Genomic DNA, 18,970 nt, shown 5'->3' with positions numbered 1-18,970 from the left:
GTACTACAAACATAGTGAAAAATTACTACGAACATAGTAGCGTGGCGACATGAGCGGGAGAGCGGCGATCGTCGGCGGGGGAATCGGCGGCCTGGCCACGGCGGCCTGCCTGCGCGGCCACGGTTGGGAGGTCGAGGTGTTCGAGCGGGCGCCGGGGCCGCCCGAGACGGGCACCGCACTGGGCATGTGGCCGCACGCGCTCGCCGCCCTGGACACCCTCGGCCTCGGCGGTGCCCTCCGGGCCGGAGCCACCCGGCAGAGCGGCGGAACGCTGCGCCGCCCCGACGGCACCACGGTCGCCTCCCTCGGCCTCGGCGGGGGCGTGTACCTGGTGTCCCGGCCTGCGCTGCTGAAGCTCCTCTCCGGGGCACTCGGCGGCACGGCCGTCCACTACGGAACCCCCGTGGCCGACATCCGTGCGCTCACCGGGTACGACATCGTGGTCGCCGCCGACGGGGCGAACAGCAGGGCCAGGTCAGTCCTCTTCGGACAGCGATACACCCCCGTCCCGGCGGGGGTCACGGCGTGGCGCGGAACCGTGCCCGGTGCCCCCGCCGTCGCGGGTGAGACGTGGGGCAGGGGCGCGCTGTTCGGCATCACCCCGCACGACGACGGGAGCACCAACTGGTACGCGTGCGTGCGCGACGGCGACCTGGCGGGCACCGGCGCCGCCGACGACCGCACCCTCCTGCGCACCCACTTCGGCGCGTGGCACCGCGACGTGCGGGACGTCCTCGCCCGAATCGACGCACCGGGTGTGCTGCGGCACCAGCTCACCCACCTGGTCACACCGCTGCCCTCGTACGTGCGTGACGGCGTGGCGCTCATCGGCGACGCAGCCCACGCGATGCTGCCCAACCTCGGCCGCGGTGCGTGCGAGGCGCTCGTCGACGGCGTCACCCTCGCCCGGCTGCTGGTCACCTCCGACCGGCCCGACCGGGCGCTCGCCGCCTACGACCGGGTCCGGCGCCGCCGGACCCAGCGCCTGGTGCGGGCGTCCGCCGTGCTCAACCGCGTCGCGCTCGCCCGCCGGTGCACCGGTCTGCGCGATGTCACGGTCCGCCTGGCGACGGCCGCGGCCCCTCGCCGGTGACCGCGCCCCAGGTGCGCGCGAGCCGGTCGGTGTCGGCGTACGCGGGCAGGTCCGGCGGCAGCGGCGTGCCGTCCCGCACGGCCAGCGCGGTGCCCACGGTGGCGTGCAGTGCCGCACGGAACAGCAGGGACCCCGTGCTCACCCGCCGGACCCCCAGCCTGGCCAGCCCGCGCAGCGTGTGCCGGGAGGGGTCGAACAGGACGTTCAGTGGCACGGGCACGGCGGCGGCGACCGCGCGGATCTCGTCGGCGCCGGAGAGCCCGGGCACGAAGACCCCGTCGGCACCGGCCGTGACGTAGCGTTCCGCGCGGGCCAGCGTCTCCGCCAGATCCGCCGGTTCCGCGCGTGCCCAGTGGGTGTCGATCCGGGCGTTGACGAACAGGCCCGGCACCCGCTCCCGCACGGCCCGGATCAGCACCGCCTGCCCGGCCGGGTCGGCCAGCACGCCGCCGCCCCGGCCGTCCTCCAGGTTGATGCCCACCACCCCGGCGGCAGCGAGCTCGGCGGCCAGCGTGGCGACGTCGGCGGGATCGGGGGAGAAGCCGTCCTCGATGTCCACCGTCACCGGGCAGGGCAGCCGCGTGAGCAGCCGTGCCAGCGCGAGGGCGGCCGCGCGTCCCGCACCGGCGGCGTCGGGCAGCCCGTGTGCGGCGTTGACGCCGAGACTCGTGGTGCCGACGGCCGGGAAGCCTGCCTCGGCGAGCGCGGCCGCCGACGCGAAGTCCCACGCGTTGGGCAGCACCAGTGGCGCGGGACCGCGGTGCAGCGCGCGGAAGCGCGCGGCGTGCCCCGGGCTCATCGGACCGCCCCCGACCGCGGGAGACGCGGTGGGCGCGGCGGACCCAGCGGACGCAGTGCGGTGACGACGCCGGTGGCCAGGGCGACGGCGTGCTCGCGGCCGGGGCAGGCGTGCTCGCCCGCGCCGAACGGCAGTCCCGCCGCGGCGAGGTCCAGCTCGGCGACCGCACCCGCCGCGAGCGCGTGCCCGCCCAGCCGCACCGCGTCGCGGGCGTGCCTGCGGGTCAGCCGCACGGGCGGGGCGGTGGCGAGGGCGTGGCCGACCGCGGTGCCCGGGTCGCCCGGCACCGTGGCGGCCGCCGCGACCAGTCGTGCCGTCGCGTCGCAGGCCTGCACGAGCAGGCCGATGAGCACGGCGGTGCGGTCGTCGGTGCGGCCGCCCGCGGCCGCCACCAGGCGCCCGACGGCGGCGTCGGCCTCCGGGTTCTGCGCGGTGTGCGGCTGGTAGTGGCGCGCGACCGTGCGGACATCGGCGGGTTCCACGCCGGGCAGCCCGAGCGCGCCGGCGAGCACCACGACCGGCACGTCCCCGGGATCGGCTGCCGGATCGCCGTCCGGCGGCCCGGCCACCGCCCGCTCGGCGGCGCGTTCCAGCGCCGGCACGGAAAGCCGCGCCAGCTCCGCGACGGCGAGCGCCCGCAACGCGTGGTGGCGGGCGCCGGTGGCGAACCGGGGGACACCCGCCCGCAGCCAGGCCAGGCCGCCGGGCGGCGGGTCCACGGCCACGGCAGGCACGGTGCAGCGCGGGTCGGTGAGCGCGGCCAGGACGAGGCCGGGTTCGGACACGGTGATCGGCATGCCCGGGACGTTACGGTCCGGTCGTTTCGGGCGGCGCCGAAACGTCGGCGGGGGAGAATGGGCGGATGACCGGGAACGCGCCGGGCGTCGCGCTGGCGGAGCTGGCCGGGCTGCTCGCCGACCGCACCCGCGCCACCTTCTGCCTCGCGCTGCTCGACGGCCGCGCGTGGACCGCGGGCGAGCTGGCCGCCGAGGCCGGGGTGGCGGCCTCGACGGCGAGCGAGCACCTGGACCGGCTGCTCGCGGGCGGGCTGCTCGTGCAGCGGCGGCAGGGCAGGCACCGCTACGTGCAGCTGGCCGGTCCCGGCGTGGCGGAGCTGCTGGAGGGGCTCGTCGCGCACGCCGGGCCGGACCCGCGGCCGCGCGGGTCACTGCGGGCCGCCACGGCCTCGGCGGCCCTGGCCAGGGCCAGGACGTGCTACGACCACCTGGCGGGAAAGCTGGGCGTGGTGCTCACCGACGCGCTGGTGGCCCGCGGCCTGCTGGACGGTTCGGCGGGGTTCGCCTTCACCGAGGCGGGCAGGCAGTGGCTGGCCACCCTCGGCCCCGGCGCGGCGAACCACCCGCCGTCCACCCGGCGGCCCCTGGCCAGAGCGTGCCTCGACTGGACGGAGCGCCGCTCCCACCTCGCGGGCGCCGCCGGGGCCCTGCTGTGCGCGCACTTCTTCGACCGCGGCTGGGTCAGGCGGATCGGCGGCGGGCGTGCCGTCCGCCTGACCCCGGCCGGTGAAGCCGCCCTGCGCGACGTGTTCGGCGTCGACCCGGCCGCCGCCGGACTCCGCTGACCGTCCGCCGGTCGGTCAGGTGCGGGCGGGGGTGGCGAGCAGGGACTCGACCCGCGCGCGGATCTCCGGCGTGTCCAGGCCGCGGACCGTGAGCGTGGTGCGGCGGCGCAGCACGTCGTCGGCGGAGACCGCCCACTCGCGGTCGGCCGCGTACGCCACCTGCGCCCAGATGTCCGGCCCCTCGGGATGCACCCGCTCCAGCAGCGCCGCGTCCCGCAGCCCGAGCCCGAGCAGCTCGTGGCTCTGCGTGCCGTACTGGCGCACCAGGTGCTCCACCACGTCGGCGGGCAGGTCCGGCAGCGTGGCGGACACGACGTGACCGATGGCGGCTGGCTCCCCGGCACCGGGCAGCGGCACCGCACCCGGAACGGAAGCCCGCTCCGGCAGCAGGCCGCGCAGCCTGCCGAGCACGGTGCGGCCGATGTGCCGGAACGTCGTCCACTTGCCGCCCGCGATGCTCACCATGCCGCGGCTGCCGAGCGAGATCACCGTCTCCCGCCTGGCGTGGCTGGTGTCCTGGTCGCCGCCCGGCAGCACCCGCAGGCCGGCGAACGAGTACAGCACGTCCTCCCGCCGCAGGTGGTCCGGTTCGATCGCCAGCGCGGCCTCACCGAGGATCTGCTCCGTGTCTCCCGCTGTGACGCCCACCTCGGCCGGGTCGCCCTCGTACGGCTCGTCGGTGGTGCCGAGCAGCAGCCGCCCCTCCCACGGGAGCGCGAACGACACGCGCACGTCGTCGACCGGCGTGGTCACCGCGGCGTGCCACGGCGCCCGCCTGCGCAGCACCAGGTGCGCGCCCTTGGACAGCCGTACGCTGGGGGCCGCGGCCGGGTCCTCCATCCGCCGGAGGTGGTCGACCCACGGCCCGGTCGCGTTCACCACCACCCGGGCGTCCACACCGAACTCCGCTCCGGACAGCCGGTCCCGGACGTCCACACCGGACACCCGGCCCCGGGTCGTGCGCAGGCCGGTCACCTCGGCGTGGTTGAGCAGCACCGCCCCGGCCTGCGCCGCGGCCATCGCGGTGGTGACCGCGAGCCGGGCGTCGTTCATCTGGTGGTCGTGGTAGAAGCCGCACCCGGTGAGGCCGTCGGCGCGCAGCGCGGGGACGTACTCCCGCGCCGTCGCGGGGGAGACCAGCCTGCCGATCCCGTCCCGGAAACCGGACAGCGCGGTGTAGGCGAGCATCCCCGCGCCGATCGCGGCCCTGCCGTGCGGGCCGCCCCGCCGCAGCGCCACCAGGAACGGCAGCGGCCGGACGTGGTGCGGTGCGACCAGCCGGCCGAGCGCCTGCCGCTCCCGGTGGTTCTCCCGGACCAGCCGGATGTTGCCCATCGCGAGGTACCGCAGCCCGCCGTGGGCGAGCTTCGACGACGCGCTCGACGTGGCGCAGGCGAAGTCGCCCCGCTCCACCAGCGCCACGCGGTAGCCCGCGCGCGCCGCCTCCCACGCGGTGGCGAGGCCGATGATGCCGCCCCCCACCACCGCGACGTCGAACCTGCCGGTGCCCAGCGCGGCCATGGTGGCCGCGCGCCGGTCGTGCCGTGACTCGTGCACGTGTTCTTCCTGCCCCTCTCTGCGACATGGACGCCCGGGACGGCTCAGTCGACGTCGACCCAGCCGAGCGTGCGGGAGACCGCCTTCTGCCATCCGGCGTGGCCGCGCGCACGCTGCTCGGCCGACCAGGTGGGCTGCCAGCGCCGGTCCTCCTGCCAGTTCTGTTCGAGCTCGTCGGTGGACCTCCAGAAGCCGACGGCGAGCCCGGCGGCGTACGCGGCGCCGAGCGCGGTGGTCTCGGCGACCACGGGCCGCGACACCGGTACGCCGAGGATGTCGGCCTGTAGCTGCATGCACAGCTCGTTGGCGGTCACGCCGCCGTCGACCCGCAGCACGTCCAGCGTCACGCCGGAGTCCGCGGTCATCGCGTCGACCACGTCCCGTGTCTGGTAGCAGATCGCCTCCAGCGTCGCCCTGGCGACGTGCGCGTTGGTGCTGTACCGCGAGAGGCCGAGCAGCGCACCGCGCGCGTCGGACCGCCAGTGCGGGGCGAACAGGCCGGAGAACGCGGGTACGAAGTAGACACCGCCGTTGTCCTCGACCTGCCGTGCCAGTGACTCGCTCTGCGCGGCGCCGCCGATGATGCCGAGCTGGTCGCGCAGCCACTGCACCGCCGACCCGGTCACCGCGATCGACCCCTCCAGCGCGTAGACCGGCTTGTCGTCGCCGAACTGGTAGCACACCGTGGTGAGCAGCCCGTGCCGCGAGCGGACCAGCTCGTGGCCGGTGTTGAGCAGCAGGAAGTTCCCGGTGCCGTAGGTGTTCTTGGCCTCGCCGGGCCGGAAGCACAGCTGGCCCACGGTGGCCGCCTGCTGGTCGCCGAGGACGCCGGTGAGCGGCACCTCGCCGCCGAACGGCCCGTCGGCCCGGGTGGTGCCGAAGCAGCCGGGGTTCGACGACGGCGCGATCGCGGGCAGCATCCGCCGCGGGATGCCGAAGAACGACAGCAGCTCGTCGTCCCAGTCGCGCGTCTCCAGGTCCATCAGCATCGTGCGGCTGGCGTTGGTCGGGTCGGTGACGTGCACACCGCCGTCCGTCCCGCCGGTGAGCTGCCACAGCAACCAGGTGTCGGTGGTGCCGAAGAGCGCGTCGCCCGCCTCGGCGGCCTCGCGCACGCCCTCGACGTTCTCCAGGATCCACTGCAGCTTGCCCGCCGAGAAGTACGTGGCGGGCGGCAGCCCGGCCTTGCGGCGGATGACGTCGCCCCGCCCGTCCCGGTCCAGCGCGGAGGCGATCCGGTCGGTGCGGGTGTCCTGCCACACGATCGCGTTGCCGTACGGCCTGCCGGTCCTGCGGTTCCACACGACGGTCGTCTCCCGCTGGTTGGTGACGCCGACCGCGGCGAGGTCGGCCGCCCGCAGGTCGGCCTTGGTGAGCGCGGACGCGATCACCGCGCGGGTGCGCTCCCAGATCTCGGTGGGGTTGTGCTCGACCCAGCCCGCGCGGGGCAGGATCTGCTCGTGCTCCAGCTGGTGGCGGACGACCTCGTTGCCGCCCCGGTCGAACACCATGAACCGGGTGCTCGTCGTGCCCTGGTCGATCGCGCCGACATAGCCGCTGTGATCGCTCATCGTTCGCGGTTCCTTCCTGCTCAGGCCTTCTCGAGTTGGGCGGAGGTGGGCACGCGGCCCGGTTCGGGCGGTTCGGTGACCGGCAGGAACCGGCCGACGAGGACCCGGTACAGCGCGACGCCGAGGACCCCGCCGATGAGCGGGCCGACGATCGGTACCCAGAAGTAGGGGTGGCCGTGCTGGTCCAGCCACGCGGTGCCGTACCCGGTGAGCCATGACGCGAGGCGCGGGCCGAAGTCGCGGGCGGGGTTGATGGCGTACCCGGCGTTGGTGCCCCAGGCCATGCCGATGCCGACCACGACGAGGCCGACGACCACCGGCGCGAGATAGGGCGGCGGGTTGATGTTGCGCAGGTCGGTGATGGCGACCACGAGGAACAGCAGGATCGCCGTGCCGATGATCTGGTCCCGGAGCGCGCCGAGGTCGGACACCGCGAGCACGCCGTTGCCGGGCAGCGTCGAGAACACGCCCTGCGTGGCGATCGTGTGGCCGGGATCGGCGGCGGCGAGCACCTCGGAGTAGTTCCACCGCACCAGCAGCGCGGCCACGAACGCGCCCGCCGTCTGTGCGAGCGCGTAGGGGGCGACCTTGCGCCAGGGGAAGTCACGGAACACCGCCAGCGCGACGGTGACGGCGGGGTTGATGTGCCCGCCGCTGATCCTCGCCGAGACGTACACGCCGAGCGTGACGCCGATGCCCCAGGCCCAGGCGATGCTGTCGTGGTCGCCGATCTCGGCGGCGGCCACCTGGGCGACGACGCCGACGCCGAACAGGATCAGGATGAACGTGCCCGCGAACTCGGCGGCCATCTCGCCCACCAGTCCGCGCGCCCGCAGGCGCTCGACCATGTCTCCTCCGTTGGATATGGCTGCGTCCGCCCGGCGGGGCGGACTGTCGAGGGATGACCGCGCGATCGAGAGCGGACGTTAGGAACGGGTTTCCGGCAGGTCAACGCGCCGCGGTCGGCATTGTCGAACGGAGTCACTGGCCCGCGCGGACCACGTCGGTACGCTCCCGCGGCTATGGCCCAGCTCATCGCCCTCCCCCGCGGACGGACGGCGCGCCCGGCGTGTTCGGCATTGTCGAACCGGCGATGCCGGAATACGGTCGTCGGCATGCCTGGCCCGGTGCAGTCCATCGAACGCGCGGCGGCGATCCTGCGCCTGCTGGCGCGCGGCTCCGGCCGGCTCGGCGTCGGCGAGATCGCGGCGTCGCTGGAGCTGGCGAAGGGCACCGCGCACGGCATCCTGCGCACCCTGCAGGGGGTCGGCTTCGTCGAGCAGGACCGCGCCACCGGCAAGTACCAGCTCGGTGCGGCCCTGCTGCACCTCGGCTCGAGCTACCTCGACGTCAACGAGCTGCGTTCCCGCGCGCTCAACTGGGCCGACGCGCTCGCGGCCCGCAGCGGGGAGGCGGTGCGCATCGGCACCCCGCTGGAGGGCAGCGTGCTGGTGGTGCACCACGTGTTCCGGCCGGACGACACGCTGCAGACGCTGGAGGTGGGCGCGTTGCTGCCGCTGCACGCCACGGCGCTGGGCAAGGTGCTGCTCGCCTACGACGCCGACCTCGCGGCCAGGGTCCAGCGCGGCCCGCTGGAGTCGTTCACACGCCGGACGCTGGTCACCGCGCCCGCGCTGACCCGGGCGCTGGCCGCCGTGCGGGACGCGGGCTGGGCCGCCGACGTCGAGGAGTGCGTGCCGGGCGAGGCGGGCATCGCCGCGCCGATCCGGTCCTCCGGCGGGCTCGTGGTCGGGGCGATCGGCATCTCGGGGGCGGTGGAGCGGCTGTGCGGCGCCCGGTCCAGGCCGGACGCGACGCTGGCCGGCCACGTGCGGGACGCGGCGCGGGCCGTGTCCCGCGACCTCGGCGCGGCCCGGTAGCGGGGGAGGGGCGGACCATGGCGCACCGCTACGTGATGGCCATCGACCAGGGCACCACATCGACCCGCTGCATCCTGTTCGACCAGCGCGCCCGGCTGGTGTCGGTGGTGCAGCGGGAGCATCAGCAGCACTTCCCGAAACCGGGCTGGGTCGAGCACGACGCCGTCGAGATCTGGCGCAACGTCGACCGGATCGTGCCGCGCGCGCTGCGGGAGGCCGGTATCGACGCCTCCGACGTGGCCGCGCTGGGCATCGCCAACCAGCGCGAGACCACCGTGCTGTGGGACCGGCACACCGGCACGCCGGTCGGGCACGCGCTGGTCTGGCAGGACACGCGCACCGACGAGCTCGTCCGCGAGCTGGGGCAGCGGCCGGGTGCGGAGGAGGTCCAGCGCCGCTGCGGCCTGCCGCTGTCCACGTACTTCTCCGCGCCGCGGGTGCGCTGGCTGCTCGACCACACGCCGGGGCTGCGGGAGCGGGCGGCGCGGGGTGACGTGCTGTTCGGCACCATGGAGACCTGGCTGATCTGGAACCTCACCGGCGGTCCCGACGGCGGCGCGCACGTCACCGACGTGACCAACGCCAGCCGCACGTTGCTGATGAACCTCGGCACCCTCGACTGGGACCCCGAGCTGCTGGCGTTCTTCGGCGTCCCGAGGGCGATGCTGCCGGAGATCCGGCCGTCGACGGACGTGCACGGCACCACCCGCAGGGTCGTGCCCGGCATCCGGATCGCCGCGACGCTCGGTGACCAGCACGCGGCGCTGTTCGGGCAGACGTGCTTCGCGCCCGGCGAGGCGAAGTGCACCTACGGCACCGGCAGCTTCCTGCTGATGAACACCGGCGCCGAGCCCGTGCACTCCGGGCACGGCCTGCTGACGACCGTGGCGTTCAAGCTGGGGGACGAGCCGGCCCGCTACGCGCTGGAGGGGCCGATCGCGATCACCGGTTCGCTGGTGCAGTGGTTCCGCGACGGGCTCGGCCTGATCCGCAACGCGCCCGAGATCGAGACGCTGGCGCGCACCGTGGCGGACAACGGCGGCTGCTACATCGTGCCCGCGTTCTCCGGCCTGTTCGCCCCGTACTGGCGCAGCGAGGCGCGCGGCATCATCGTCGGGCTCACGTCGTACATCACGAAGGGTCACCTCGCGCGGGCGGTGCTGGAGGCCACCGGCTGGCAGACCAGGGAGGTCGTCGACGCGATGAACGCCGACTCCGGGCTCGCCGCGGCGAACCTGAAGGTCGACGGCGGGATGACCGCGGACAACCTGCTGATGCAGTTCGTCGCCGACGTGCTCGACGTGCCGGTGATGCGGCCGATGCACGCCGAGACGGTGTCGCTCGGCGCCGCCTACGCCGCGGGTCTCGCCGTCGGCTTCTGGCCCGACCTCGAAGGGCTGCGGCGCAACTGGCACCGGGCGGCGCAGTGGCTGCCGCAGATGCCCGCCGCGCGGCGGGAGGAGGAGTACGCGAACTGGCGCCGCGCGGTGGAACTCACGTTCGGCTGGATGAGACCCCGGGGCGGCGGGCCACCGGATCCGCGCAACCCTGGTGACAAGAACTGACAGAATCAGACATAACCGGACAGAATCGAACGGCGATACTTTCGTCCCTTGCCGCCCGCGCGCCGCCGTCGTCATATTGGTTTGGACCACTTCGCCGTTGAAGGGTTCGAACCAATGGTTGACCGCAGAACGTTCCTCGCCGGAATCGGCGCCACCGCCCTGTCCTTGCCCGCGGCGACCGCGTGGGCCCGGCCCGGACGGGCTACCGGGCGCGCCGCCGCGCCCGCGGCCACGCTGCCGCTGACGATCGAGAACTCCTCCGGTGCCTTCGCCAACAGCTCGATCCGGGTCTACATCGTCGGCACCGACCTCGTGCGCGATGTCCAGTGCCGGGTGACCCCCGACGGCATGCCGGTGCCGGTGTCCCTTTCGGACAACGGCCCCGACGGCTACACCGACTACTCCATCCCGCTGTCCGCGTCGGGGACCACCACGCTGCACCTGCCCAGCATGTCCGGGCGCATCTACTTCGCGCTCGGCGACCGGCTGCGATTCCGGGCGGTGACCGACGGAAACGGCAGGCCCGCCCTCCAGTACCCGGCGGGGTGGGTGGAGTCCGACCCCAACTTCGGCGTGCTGCACGACTTCGTCGAGTTCACCCACGCCGCGCCGGGAACGCCGGGACTGAACCCCGGCATGTACTGCAACACCACGATGGTCGACCAGTTCAGCGTCCCGCTGGGGATCCGGCTCGAGGGCGCGGCGTCGCACACCACCGGCACGCTCGAACCCGGCGGCCGCGACCGGATCTTCGCCACGGTGGCCGGCCAGCCGGAGTTCTCCCGGCTCGTGGTGGACGACCTGCGCGTGATCGCGCCGGGGCACGGAATCGACGCGGGCCGCTTTCCCGGCGACTACTTCGCGCCGTACGTGGACGAGGTGTGGTCGAGCTACGGCGCGCGGGACATGCGCATCGACACCGGGTCGGCGACCTTCACCGGGCGGGTCGACGGGTCCGGTGAGTTCGTCTTCACCAAGCACACCGGGGAGCGCACGGCGATTCCGAAACCGTCCACACGCGACGTCTTCTTCTGCGACGGCGCGCTCGCCGCGCCCAACGACGGCCTCCGCGGTCCCGTCGCCTCCATCCTCGGGGCCGGGTTCAACCGCTCGGTCCTGCACGACCAGCCTGCCCAGCCGAGCACCGACCCCGCCACGTTCTACCGGCGCGGCGTGACCAACCACTACGCGCGGGCCCTGCACGAGAACACCGTCGACGGACGGGCCTACGGGTTCGCCTTCGACGACGTCGCCGGGTTCGCCTCCTACGTGCAGGACCCGGCACCCGCGTCGTTCCACGTCACCCTGACCCCCTTCTGACCGGAGCCAGCGATGTCCCGACTTCCCCGTACCCTCGCGGCGGTGCTCGCCGCCGCGCTCGCTCTCACCGGGCTCACCGGGATCGCCGCACCGGGCACCGGCGCCGCGGAACTGCCCGGCAAGCAGCTCACCGGGTACTGGCAGAACTTCGTCAACGGCGCCACGCCGCTGCGGCTGTCCGACGTCTCCGCCGACTACGACCTGATCGCGCTCGCCTTCGCCGAGGCGGACCCGGCACGGCCGGGCGCCGTCACCTTCGATGTCGACCCGGGTCTGTCCGACGCGCTCGGCGGCTACTCGGACGCCCAGCTCAAGGCCGACATCGCCGCCAAGAAGGCGGCGGGAACGTCGATCGTGCTGTCCATCGGCGGTGAGCGCGGCAACGTCGACCTGAGCAGCCCCGCGCACGTGACCAACTTCGTCGACTCGTTCGCCGCGATCGCCGCCGAGTACGGCATCCAGGGTCTCGACGTCGACCTCGAGCACGGTTTCGACGTGGCCAACACCGCCGACGCGATCCAGCGGCTGCGCGACCGGATGGGGCCGGGCTTCCTGCTCACGATGGCGCCGCAGACTCTCGACGTCCAGCCCGGCGGCACGTACCTGCGGCTGATCGACCGGGTGGCCGAGCTGGTGACCGTGGTGCACACGCAGTACTACAACTCCGGCAGCATGAACGGCTGCCACGGCCAGGTCGTCCATCAGGGCACGGTCGACTTCGTCACCGCGCAGGCGTGCATCCTGCTCGACCACTTGCGCCCGGACCAGGTCGCGCTCGGCTTCCCCGCCACGCCCTCGGCCGCGGGTAGCGGCTACGTCGATCCGGACGTGGTCACCGCCGCGCTCGACTGCCTCGCCACCGGCAGCCGGTGCGGCTCCTACGTGCCCGCCGAGCCGTTCCCGGGAATCCGCGGAGTGATGACGTGGTCGGTGAACTGGGACGCCCACAGCGGCGGCGCGTTCTCCCGCCCCGTCCGCGCCCACCTCGACGCGCTGGGCTGACCGGGGCGCCGCCGGCCGACGAGCCCGGCCCGCGCGGTGTCGGGGAGCCGGTCCCACGACGCCGACACCAGCACGACGACCCCGGTCAGCACCAGCCCGCCGCCGAGGTAGCCCGCGATCTCCGCCCAGGGCGGCCCGCCGGCCCGGGGTGTCCCCGGCGTGCCGAGCCGCAGTTCCGCGCGCACGACGCGAGCCTGTTCCGCGCTGAGCACGCCCCGCCGCACCAGGTCGTCGAGCGCCTGGGCGCGGGTGGGTCGTCGGGTCATGGCCTCATCATGGGGCTGCCGGGCGCCGGCACGCAGGGCAGGACGGCTCCACCGCGCGGGGCACCGGGTCCCGCGCGATGGAGGGTCAGGCGGCTTCGCCGCGCGAGCGGGAACGGCTGACGCGGCGGCGCCGGAGCAGCTCGCGGCGCTCCCGCTCGGTCGTGCCGCCGAAGATGCCGAAGTCCAGTCCCTCGTCGATGGCGTAGTCGAGGCACTCGGCGCGCACCGGGCAGCGCGCGCAGACGGACTTCGCCTCGGCCGTCTGCCGGGCACCGGGACCCAGCTCGGACACCGGGAAGAAGAGCTCCGGGTCCTCGTCGCGGCAGGCGGCGTAGTCCCGCCAGTCGTTGTTCACCATGGCAGCCGCCTCCTTCCGGCGGATCGGGTCACGTGCACGGGCGGCTCGGCTGCGGCGAGCGCCTCGTGATCTGGGGGTGGGGGTTCGCGCGGCCGCGAAAGGCGGTCAGACCGTCGCCGCGCGGCGAACGACACGTCCTGCAACGCCGCCCACCGGTCACCTATTCCGGCGATCCGATCCGGGGTTCCCGGCCAGGTCAGCGGGCAAACGCGAGGCCCGGCCGGGGGTGTGAATACCGGCGGGTGACCGGGTAGCCGGATGGTTCGAGGAGCTTGTTCCCGACATCCGGAAGGTGACGCTCATGCGGAAAGCCGCGATCGCCTTGCTCTCGGCGGCCGCGCTCACCGCGACCGCGTGCGGCGGCGGCGCCGACCAGGGCGCTCCCGCACCCACCCCGGGTACGACCGGTACCACGACGGCGCCACGGACCACGGCACCGCCGACCGAGACGGCCACCGAGACCGAGACGAGGACCGAGACGAGGACCGAGACCAGGACGGAGACGCGGACCACGACCCGGCCGGGTGGTCCCGGGACTCCACGGCCCCAGGAATGCCAGGTCACCGAGAACTGGACACTGCGGCCCGACGTGGAGCAGGGCCGGTCGGCGCAACCGATCTTCCAGGTCCGCGCGGGCAGGCACGACTGCTACGACCGCGTGGTGTTCGACATCCGCGGCCGGGCGGCGACGGGCTTCGACGTCCGGTACGTTCCCCGGGTCAACGCGGAGGGCTCCGGCAAGCCGATCCCGGTGGCCGGGGACGCGGCGCTGCGCGTCGTCGTCCGCTCGCCCGCGCAGGGCACCGGCGGCAGCGGGCGGGCCCCGCTCGCGACCACCGGCGAGCACTTCTTCCCCGAGAACGCACTCGCCGACTGGGGCGCGCTCCGCTCGGTCCGGTACGCGGGCTCGTTCGAGAACCAGACGACGTTCGCCCTCGGCGCCCGCGCGAAGCTGCCGATGCGGGCCTTCACCATGGTCGACCAGGAGCGCGGGGTCCGGATGGTGGTCGTCGACATCGCCCACCACGCCAACTGATCCCGGTACACGCGTGTCCGCCGTCGGTGCACGCGTGTCCGCGCCGCACGACGCGGACACGCGTGCACCACCTGCGGACACGGCTGGTCCGAACGTGCCATCGGTGTCCTCCACCCAGTGCACCCAGGGTGACGGCGAGCTCGGCAGCCGCCCACGGCTGGCCCCGCGTGACCCGGCGCACGATCGGTCGTCCGCCCGGCCACGTCCACTCTGGACGTCAGCAGGACCGCCCGCGAAGGATGCCCGGCGAAGGATGCACAGTGGACGTGCGGCGCACGATCGGTCGTGCGCGCGGGCAGCCGAGCGGTCCGGCAGCGGAGCGACGCGCGCCACCCGTGCCGATGTTTAGGACGGTCGGCATCGGTAACCCCCCGGCCGTGCGTCGACCATGGGAGCCGAAATGAGACCAAACGGGCGGGGCCAAAAGAGTTGCGTGCGCTCGCCGACCACATAAGATCGTTCCTGGTGGATGCGGGAGCGAGAGCGGGGGGCCCTGGCGGCCCCGGTTCCGGCCTGGCGGAACTCGCCGGCGCAGCGCACCGGACCTTCGACTCTGAGAAGGGCCGGCGATGACCGACACCGTTCGACGACGTGCGGCCCGCCCGCTCCACCCGCCGTGGCCGCGCTCTCGGGCGCCCCTCACCACCCCGACGGCAGCGCCGCCCGTCCGGACGATCCCCCGCTCCCAGTAGGAGGCGCGATTGACACCACCCGCGGAACAGCCGGCCTGGGAGATCGGTGACACGCCCGATCCCGGGACCCGGCCGACGGAAACCGGCACGCGGCGGGTGGGCTCGCCGGGGGAGGACCACGGCGGGATCCGCGCCAAGGCTCGCCACGAGAACTTCCCCGTGGCGCTGCGGCTCCTGCCGCGCGAGTACCGGCGGCACCTGATGGCCCTCTACGCCTTCGCCCGGATGGTGGACGACGTGGGCGACGAGGGCGAGGCGGAGCCGGGCGAGCGGATCCGGCTGCTCGACCGCATCGAACGCGATCTCGACCGGATCTACACCGGGGTGTTCCCCGCCGACCCGCTCTACGCCGACCTGGCCCAGACCATCCGCGCCCGCGCGCTGCCGAGGGAACCGTTCGCGCGGCTCATCGAGGCCAACCGGCAGGACCAGACCGTGCGCCGCTACCGCACCTTCGCCGACCTGGTCGGCTACTGCACGCTGTCCGCGGACCCGGTCGGCAGGCTGGTGCTGCACGTGTTCGACGCCGCCACGCCGAGGCGGCTGGAGCTGTCCGACCAGGTGTGCACCGCACTGCAGATCCTGGAGCACTGCCAGGACGTCGCCGAGGACGCCGAGGCAGGGCGGATTTACCTGCCCCAGGAGGATCTCGAACGTTTCGGCGTCGCCGAAGAGGACCTCCGCGCGCCCACCGCGAACAGGGCGGTGCGGGCGCTGGTCGGGTTCGAGGTGCAGCGTGCCGTGGCACTGCTGGACACCGGCGCCGAACTCGTCGGCACGCTGCGTGGCGTCGCCCGCTTCGCCGTCGCGGGTTACGTCGCGGGCGGGCGCGCCACCGCGGTGGCGCTGGCCGGCTCCGGGTTCGACGTGCTCGCCGGGCCACCGCGGCCCGCCCGCGCCCGGACCGCCGCCGAGCTGGCGGCGCTCCTCGTCTCCGGCGGTGCCCGGTGAACCCGGCGCGTGCGTACGCCGAGTGCGAGCGGATCACCCGCGAGCAGGCGAGGAACTTCTCCTACGGCATCCGGCTGCTGCCGCCGCCCAAGCGCAGGGCGCTCAGCGCCGTGTACGCGTTCGCCCGCCGCGTCGACGACATCGGCGACGGTGACCTGCCCCGGGCGGAGAAGCTCGCCGCGCTCGACGAGGCGCGTACGCGGCTGCACTCGCTCGACCCCGCGTCCGACGACCCGGTGCTCGCCGGGCTTGCCGACGCCGCGGAGCGGTTCGGCCTGCCGCTGGGCGCGTTCGACGAGCTGATCGACGGGTGCCGGGCCGACGTGCTCGGCACCAGCTACGACACCTTCGACGAGCTGCATCACTACTGCCGCTGCGTGGCGGGTTCCATCGGCAGGCTGTCGCTGGCCGTGTTCGGCAGCCGCGACCCACGGCGCGACGAGCGCACCGCCGACGACCTCGGCATCGCCCTGCAGCTCACCAACATCCTGCGGGACGTGCTGGAGGACCGCCGCGAGGGGCGCATCTACCTGCCGGCCGAGGACCTGCGGAAGTTCGGCTGCACGCTGCAGCTCGACGAGCGGGGCCGGTTCTCCGAGGCCGAGGACGATCTGCTGCCGCTGCTGGAGTACCAGGCGGCCAGGGCCGAGGAGTGGTACGACCGCGGATTGCGCCTGCTGCCGGAGCTCGACTCCCGCAGCCGTGCCTGCTGCGGTGCCATGGCGGGCATCTACCACCGGCTGCTGCGGCGGATGGCCCTGCGGCCGCGCTCGATCCTGCACGGGCGCACCTCGCTGCCCGACTGGGAGAAGGCGGTCGTGGCCGCCAGGGCGCTGACGGGGGTGGGCACATGAGCGGCAGGCACGCGCACGCCGGGTGTCGGTCGGTGCGCTCGACGCACCCAAGGCCACCTGGAGGATCCGTCGCGGGGAGGGGAGCGGCGGCATGACGGCACACGTGGTGGTGATCGGCGGTGGCCTCGCGGGACTCACCGCCGCGTGCGACCTGGCCGACCGCGGCGCCCGCGTCACCCTGCTGGAGGCCCGTGCCCGGCTGGGCGGCGCGACGTTCTCCTTCGACCGCGACGGGATCGCCGCCGACAACGGCCAGCACGTCCTGCTCCGCTGCTACACCGACTACCGGGGCCTGCTGTCCCGGCTCGGCTCGGGCGACGGTATCGAGCTGCAGGACCGGTTCACGATGCCGGTGCTCGCGCGGGACGGAACGCTGACCCGGCTGTCCCGCACGGGCGGTCCCGCGCCGCTGCACCTGGCCGCGGGCCTCGCCCGCTACGCCGCGCTGTCGCCTGCCGACCGGCTGCGCATCCTGCCCGCGGCCGCCGCGCTGCGCCTGCTCGACCCCGCCGACCCGGCGCTGGACGACCGCAGCTTCGGGGACTGGCTCGCCGCGCACGGGCAGAACTCAGCGACGCTGGCCGCGCTGTGGAACCTCATCTCGGTCGCCGCGCTCAACTGCGACGCCGACGAGGCCTCGCTCGCGCTCGCCGTGATGGTGTTCCGCACGGCGCTGCTCGACCGCGCCGACGCCGCCGACATCGGCGTGCCCCGCGTGCCGCTCGACGACCTGCACGTGCGCCCCGCCGAGAAGTACCTCGCCGACCGGGATGCCGTCGTCCGCACCCGCGCCCCGGTGCGGGAGGTCGCCAGGGACGGCTCCGGTTTCGCGGTGCGGCTGGACGACGAGCGGCTGACCGCGGACGCCGTGGTCGTGGCGGCACCGCCCGACGCGGCCGCGGGCCTGTGCCCGGCCGAGGCGGGCCTGCGGGCCGAGCGGCTGCGGCGCCTGGGCTCGGCGCCGATCGTGAACGTCCACGTGGTCTACGAGCGGCCGGTCACCGACCTGCCGTTCGTCGCGACCGTCGGCTCGCCCGTCCAGTGGATCTTCGACCGCACCCGCGTCGCGGGGCTGTCCGGCGGGCAGTACCTGACGATCTCCCTCTCGGCCGCGGGGCGCTGGCTCGACACCCCGGCGAGGGAGCTCCGGGAGACGTTCCTGCCCGAGCTGGGCAGGCTGCTCCCGGCCGCGGCGCACACGCCGCACACGCACTTCTTCGTCACCCGCGAGCGGCGCGCGACGTTCCGGCAGGCGCCGGGCACCGCGCGGCTGCGGCCGGAGCCGTCCACCGCGTTGCCCGGCCTCGTCCTGGCCGGCGCGTGGACCGCGACCGGGTGGCCCGACACGATGGAGGGAGCCGTGCGAAGCGGACACACAGCGGCCGGACTCGTCACCGACCAGGTGCTGGGAGGTGCGGCATGACGGCGACCCTGCCCGTGGAGATCACGGCGACCCGCGAGCTCGTCCAGCCCGCCCTGCGCGCCGCGGTGGACGAGCTGGAACCGTCGATGCGGCGCATCGTCTCCTACCACCTCGGCTGGCTCGACGAGCATGGCGAGGAGGTCACCGCGGGCGGCGGCAAGGCACTGCGGCCCGCGCTCGCGCTGCTCGCCGCGCAGGCCGTGCGGGCCGAGCCGGAGGCGGCGCTGCCCGGCGCGGTCGCCGTGGAGCTGGTGCACAACTTCTCGTTGCTGCACGACGACGTCATGGACGGCGACACCGAGCGCAGGCACCGGCCCACGGTGTGGCGGCTGTTCGGCACTCCCGCCGCGATCCTCGCCGGGGACGCGCTGCTCACGCTGGCCGTGGACGTGCTCGAACGCGCCGCCGACCCCGCCGCCACGTCCTGCCTCACCGAGTCGGTGCAGCAGCTGATCTCCGGGCAGAGCAAGGACGTCGACTTCGAGCACCGCACCGACGTCGAACTCGGTGAGTGCCTGGAGATGGCCGACGGCAAGACCGGGGCGCTGATGCGCTGCGCCGCCCGGGTCGGCGGCCTGCTCGGCAAGGCGGAGCCCGAGGCCGCCGACCTGCTCGGCGGTTTCGGCGGCAATCTCGGCCTGGCGTTCCAGCTGGTCGACGACGTGCTGGGCATCTGGGGCAGCCCCGAGGTGACCGGCAAGCCCGTGCTGGCCGACCTGCGCGTGCGCAAGAAGTCCGTTCCGGTGGTTGCCGCCTTCGCGTCGGGTACTCCCGAAGGTGAGCGGCTGCGCGAGCTGTACCGGCAACCCGATCCGCCGACAGAGGAGGAGCTGCACAGGATGGCAGACCTGATCGAGCGTTCCGGGGCCCTGTCCTGGACCCGGGACGCGGCCGAGCGCTACGCCGCGGAGGCGCGAACGTGCCTCGACCGGCTCCGCCCGCCCGCGGAGATCCACACGGCGCTGGCCGACCTCACCCGGTTCGTCCTGGAGCGTGACCGATGAGCGAGGTGATCGACCGT

General features: G+C 74.3%; 18 protein-coding genes. 12 read left to right on the top strand and 6 right to left on the bottom strand.

Translation table 11 applies throughout. The annotated features are described in order from the left end of the window. The first annotated feature begins 49 nt into the window (after positions 1-49). A complete protein-coding gene (locus tag B0I33_RS19470; RefSeq protein ID WP_106180265.1) occupies positions 50-1,093 on the top strand; it encodes an FAD-dependent monooxygenase in 1,044 nt (347 codons plus the stop codon). On the opposite strand, the gene B0I33_RS19465 is transcribed toward B0I33_RS19470, so the two are convergent. Both B0I33_RS19465 and B0I33_RS30030 read right to left on the bottom strand, forming a co-directional pair. Beyond that, positions 1,053-1,892 carry an isocitrate lyase/PEP mutase family protein gene (locus B0I33_RS19465; RefSeq protein WP_106180264.1) on the bottom strand — a complete coding sequence of 280 codons (840 nt, stop codon included), beginning with the start codon at positions 1,890-1,892 and terminating at the stop codon, positions 1,053-1,055. The two genes, B0I33_RS19470 and B0I33_RS19465, sit on opposite strands and share 41 nt — an antisense overlap. Continuing rightward, entirely contained in the window at positions 1,889-2,689 is an 801-nt protein-coding gene (locus tag B0I33_RS30030) for a hypothetical protein (RefSeq protein WP_106180263.1), read from the bottom strand. Before B0I33_RS30030 ends, B0I33_RS19465 begins: the two co-directional genes overlap by 4 nt. Positions 2,690-2,754: 65 nt before the next feature. Between B0I33_RS30030 and B0I33_RS19455 the strand changes: the two genes are divergently transcribed. Next, on the top strand, positions 2,755-3,474 hold the full coding sequence (locus tag B0I33_RS19455) for an ArsR/SmtB family transcription factor (RefSeq protein ID WP_106180262.1): 720 nt from the start codon (positions 2,755-2,757) through the stop codon (positions 3,472-3,474). A 15-nt stretch (positions 3,475-3,489) separates the two neighbouring features. Here B0I33_RS19455 and B0I33_RS19450 read toward each other — a convergent pair whose 3' ends face one another. The 3 genes from B0I33_RS19450 to B0I33_RS19440 are packed head-to-tail and all read right to left on the bottom strand — an operon-like array spanning position 3,490 to position 7,450. Beyond that, on the bottom strand, positions 3,490-5,124 hold the full coding sequence (locus B0I33_RS19450; protein ID WP_146147535.1) for an FAD-dependent oxidoreductase: 1,635 nt from the start codon (positions 5,122-5,124) through the stop codon (positions 3,490-3,492). Further along, positions 5,076-6,602 carry a glycerol kinase GlpK gene (gene glpK, locus B0I33_RS19445; RefSeq protein ID WP_106180261.1) on the bottom strand — a complete coding sequence of 509 codons (1,527 nt, stop codon included), beginning with the start codon at positions 6,600-6,602 and terminating at the stop codon, positions 5,076-5,078. The genes B0I33_RS19450 and glpK (B0I33_RS19445) overlap by 49 nt, the downstream gene beginning before the upstream one ends. Before the next feature lie 20 nt (positions 6,603-6,622). Beyond that, complete coding sequence (locus B0I33_RS19440; protein WP_106180260.1) at positions 6,623-7,450, bottom strand: MIP/aquaporin family protein; 828 nt, start codon at positions 7,448-7,450, stop codon at positions 6,623-6,625. A 267-nt stretch (positions 7,451-7,717) separates the two neighbouring features. On the opposite strand from B0I33_RS19440, the gene B0I33_RS19435 reads away from it, so the two are divergent. The 4 genes from B0I33_RS19435 (at position 7,718) to B0I33_RS19420 (ending at position 12,369) form a co-directional block, all read left to right on the top strand. Next, positions 7,718-8,482 carry an IclR family transcriptional regulator gene (locus B0I33_RS19435; RefSeq protein WP_106180259.1) on the top strand — a complete coding sequence of 255 codons (765 nt, stop codon included), beginning with the start codon at positions 7,718-7,720 and terminating at the stop codon, positions 8,480-8,482. A 17-nt stretch (positions 8,483-8,499) separates the two neighbouring features. Further along, positions 8,500-10,047, top strand: coding sequence for a glycerol kinase GlpK (glpK, locus tag B0I33_RS19430; protein WP_106180258.1), 1,548 nt, complete (start codon positions 8,500-8,502; stop codon positions 10,045-10,047). A gap of 114 nt (positions 10,048-10,161) precedes the next feature. After that, entirely contained in the window at positions 10,162-11,367 is a 1,206-nt protein-coding gene (locus B0I33_RS19425; RefSeq protein WP_106180257.1) for a beta-1,3-glucanase family protein, read from the top strand. A 12-nt stretch (positions 11,368-11,379) separates the two neighbouring features. Continuing rightward, entirely contained in the window at positions 11,380-12,369 is a 990-nt protein-coding gene (locus tag B0I33_RS19420; protein ID WP_106180256.1) for a chitinase, read from the top strand. A gap of 351 nt (positions 12,370-12,720) precedes the next feature. Here the strand turns inward: B0I33_RS19420 and B0I33_RS19415 are convergent, their stop codons facing one another. Then, the gene (locus B0I33_RS19415; protein ID WP_106180255.1) at positions 12,721-12,993 is read right to left on the bottom strand and encodes a WhiB family transcriptional regulator; all 273 of its coding nucleotides are present in this window, start codon (positions 12,991-12,993) and stop codon (positions 12,721-12,723) included. A 301-nt stretch (positions 12,994-13,294) separates the two neighbouring features. On the opposite strand from B0I33_RS19415, the gene B0I33_RS19410 reads away from it, so the two are divergent. The 6 genes from B0I33_RS19410 to B0I33_RS19390 all read left to right on the top strand — a co-directional run bounded on the left by B0I33_RS19410 (position 13,295) and on the right by B0I33_RS19390 (position 18,953). After that, a complete protein-coding gene (locus B0I33_RS19410) occupies positions 13,295-14,029 on the top strand; it encodes an AMIN-like domain-containing (lipo)protein (RefSeq protein WP_106180254.1) in 735 nt (244 codons plus the stop codon). 285 nt (positions 14,030-14,314) lie between these two features. Then, positions 14,315-14,602 carry a 1-deoxy-D-xylulose-5-phosphate synthase N-terminal domain-containing protein gene (locus tag B0I33_RS30935; RefSeq protein WP_425440498.1) on the top strand — a complete coding sequence of 96 codons (288 nt, stop codon included), beginning with the start codon at positions 14,315-14,317 and terminating at the stop codon, positions 14,600-14,602. Positions 14,603-14,730: 128 nt separating this feature from the next. After that, on the top strand, positions 14,731-15,672 hold the full coding sequence (gene hpnC, locus B0I33_RS19405) for a squalene synthase HpnC (RefSeq protein WP_245900843.1): 942 nt from the start codon (positions 14,731-14,733) through the stop codon (positions 15,670-15,672). After that, positions 15,669-16,526, top strand: a complete 858-nt coding sequence (gene hpnD, locus B0I33_RS19400; protein WP_106180253.1) for a presqualene diphosphate synthase HpnD — start codon at positions 15,669-15,671, stop codon at positions 16,524-16,526. The genes hpnC and hpnD overlap by 4 nt, the downstream gene beginning before the upstream one ends. 91 nt (positions 16,527-16,617) lie before the next feature. Continuing rightward, a complete protein-coding gene (gene hpnE, locus B0I33_RS19395) occupies positions 16,618-17,949 on the top strand; it encodes a hydroxysqualene dehydroxylase HpnE (RefSeq protein WP_106180252.1) in 1,332 nt (443 codons plus the stop codon). After that, a complete protein-coding gene (locus tag B0I33_RS19390) occupies positions 17,946-18,953 on the top strand; it encodes a polyprenyl synthetase family protein (RefSeq protein WP_106180251.1) in 1,008 nt (335 codons plus the stop codon). Before hpnE ends, B0I33_RS19390 begins: the two co-directional genes overlap by 4 nt. The last annotated feature ends 17 nt before the right edge of the window (positions 18,954-18,970 follow it).

The sequence above is a fragment of the Prauserella shujinwangii genome (assembly GCF_003001955.1).
In the GTDB taxonomy this organism is placed as follows: domain Bacteria; phylum Actinomycetota; class Actinomycetes; order Mycobacteriales; family Pseudonocardiaceae; genus Qaidamihabitans; species Qaidamihabitans shujinwangii.
The sequence above is the reverse complement of the archived record's forward strand: the minus strand, read 5'-3'. Positions and strand labels throughout refer to the sequence as shown.

Coding starts and splice junctions, on each gene's coding strand:
- B0I33_RS30030 (WP_106180263.1), bottom strand. CDS start 2,689: ATGCCGATCACCGTGTCCGAACCCGGCCTCGTCCTGGCCGCGCTCACC.
- B0I33_RS19455 (WP_106180262.1), top strand. CDS start 2,755: ATGACCGGGAACGCGCCGGGCGTCGCGCTGGCGGAGCTGGCCGGGCTG.
- B0I33_RS19410 (WP_106180254.1), top strand. CDS start 13,295: ATGCGGAAAGCCGCGATCGCCTTGCTCTCGGCGGCCGCGCTCACCGCG.
- glpK (WP_106180261.1), bottom strand. CDS start 6,602: ATGAGCGATCACAGCGGCTATGTCGGCGCGATCGACCAGGGCACGACG.
- B0I33_RS19415 (WP_106180255.1), bottom strand. CDS start 12,993: ATGGTGAACAACGACTGGCGGGACTACGCCGCCTGCCGCGACGAGGAC.
- B0I33_RS19470 (WP_106180265.1), top strand. CDS start 50: ATGAGCGGGAGAGCGGCGATCGTCGGCGGGGGAATCGGCGGCCTGGCC.
- B0I33_RS19435 (WP_106180259.1), top strand. CDS start 7,718: ATGCCTGGCCCGGTGCAGTCCATCGAACGCGCGGCGGCGATCCTGCGC.
- B0I33_RS19390 (WP_106180251.1), top strand. CDS start 17,946: ATGACGGCGACCCTGCCCGTGGAGATCACGGCGACCCGCGAGCTCGTC.
- B0I33_RS19450 (WP_146147535.1), bottom strand. CDS start 5,124: ATGGCAGAAGGCGGTCTCCCGCACGCTCGGCTGGGTCGACGTCGACTG.
- B0I33_RS19440 (WP_106180260.1), bottom strand. CDS start 7,450: ATGGTCGAGCGCCTGCGGGCGCGCGGACTGGTGGGCGAGATGGCCGCC.
- glpK (WP_106180258.1), top strand. CDS start 8,500: ATGGCGCACCGCTACGTGATGGCCATCGACCAGGGCACCACATCGACC.
- hpnE (WP_106180252.1), top strand. CDS start 16,618: ATGACGGCACACGTGGTGGTGATCGGCGGTGGCCTCGCGGGACTCACC.
- B0I33_RS19425 (WP_106180257.1), top strand. CDS start 10,162: ATGGTTGACCGCAGAACGTTCCTCGCCGGAATCGGCGCCACCGCCCTG.
- B0I33_RS19420 (WP_106180256.1), top strand. CDS start 11,380: ATGTCCCGACTTCCCCGTACCCTCGCGGCGGTGCTCGCCGCCGCGCTC.
- B0I33_RS19465 (WP_106180264.1), bottom strand. CDS start 1,892: ATGAGCCCGGGGCACGCCGCGCGCTTCCGCGCGCTGCACCGCGGTCCC.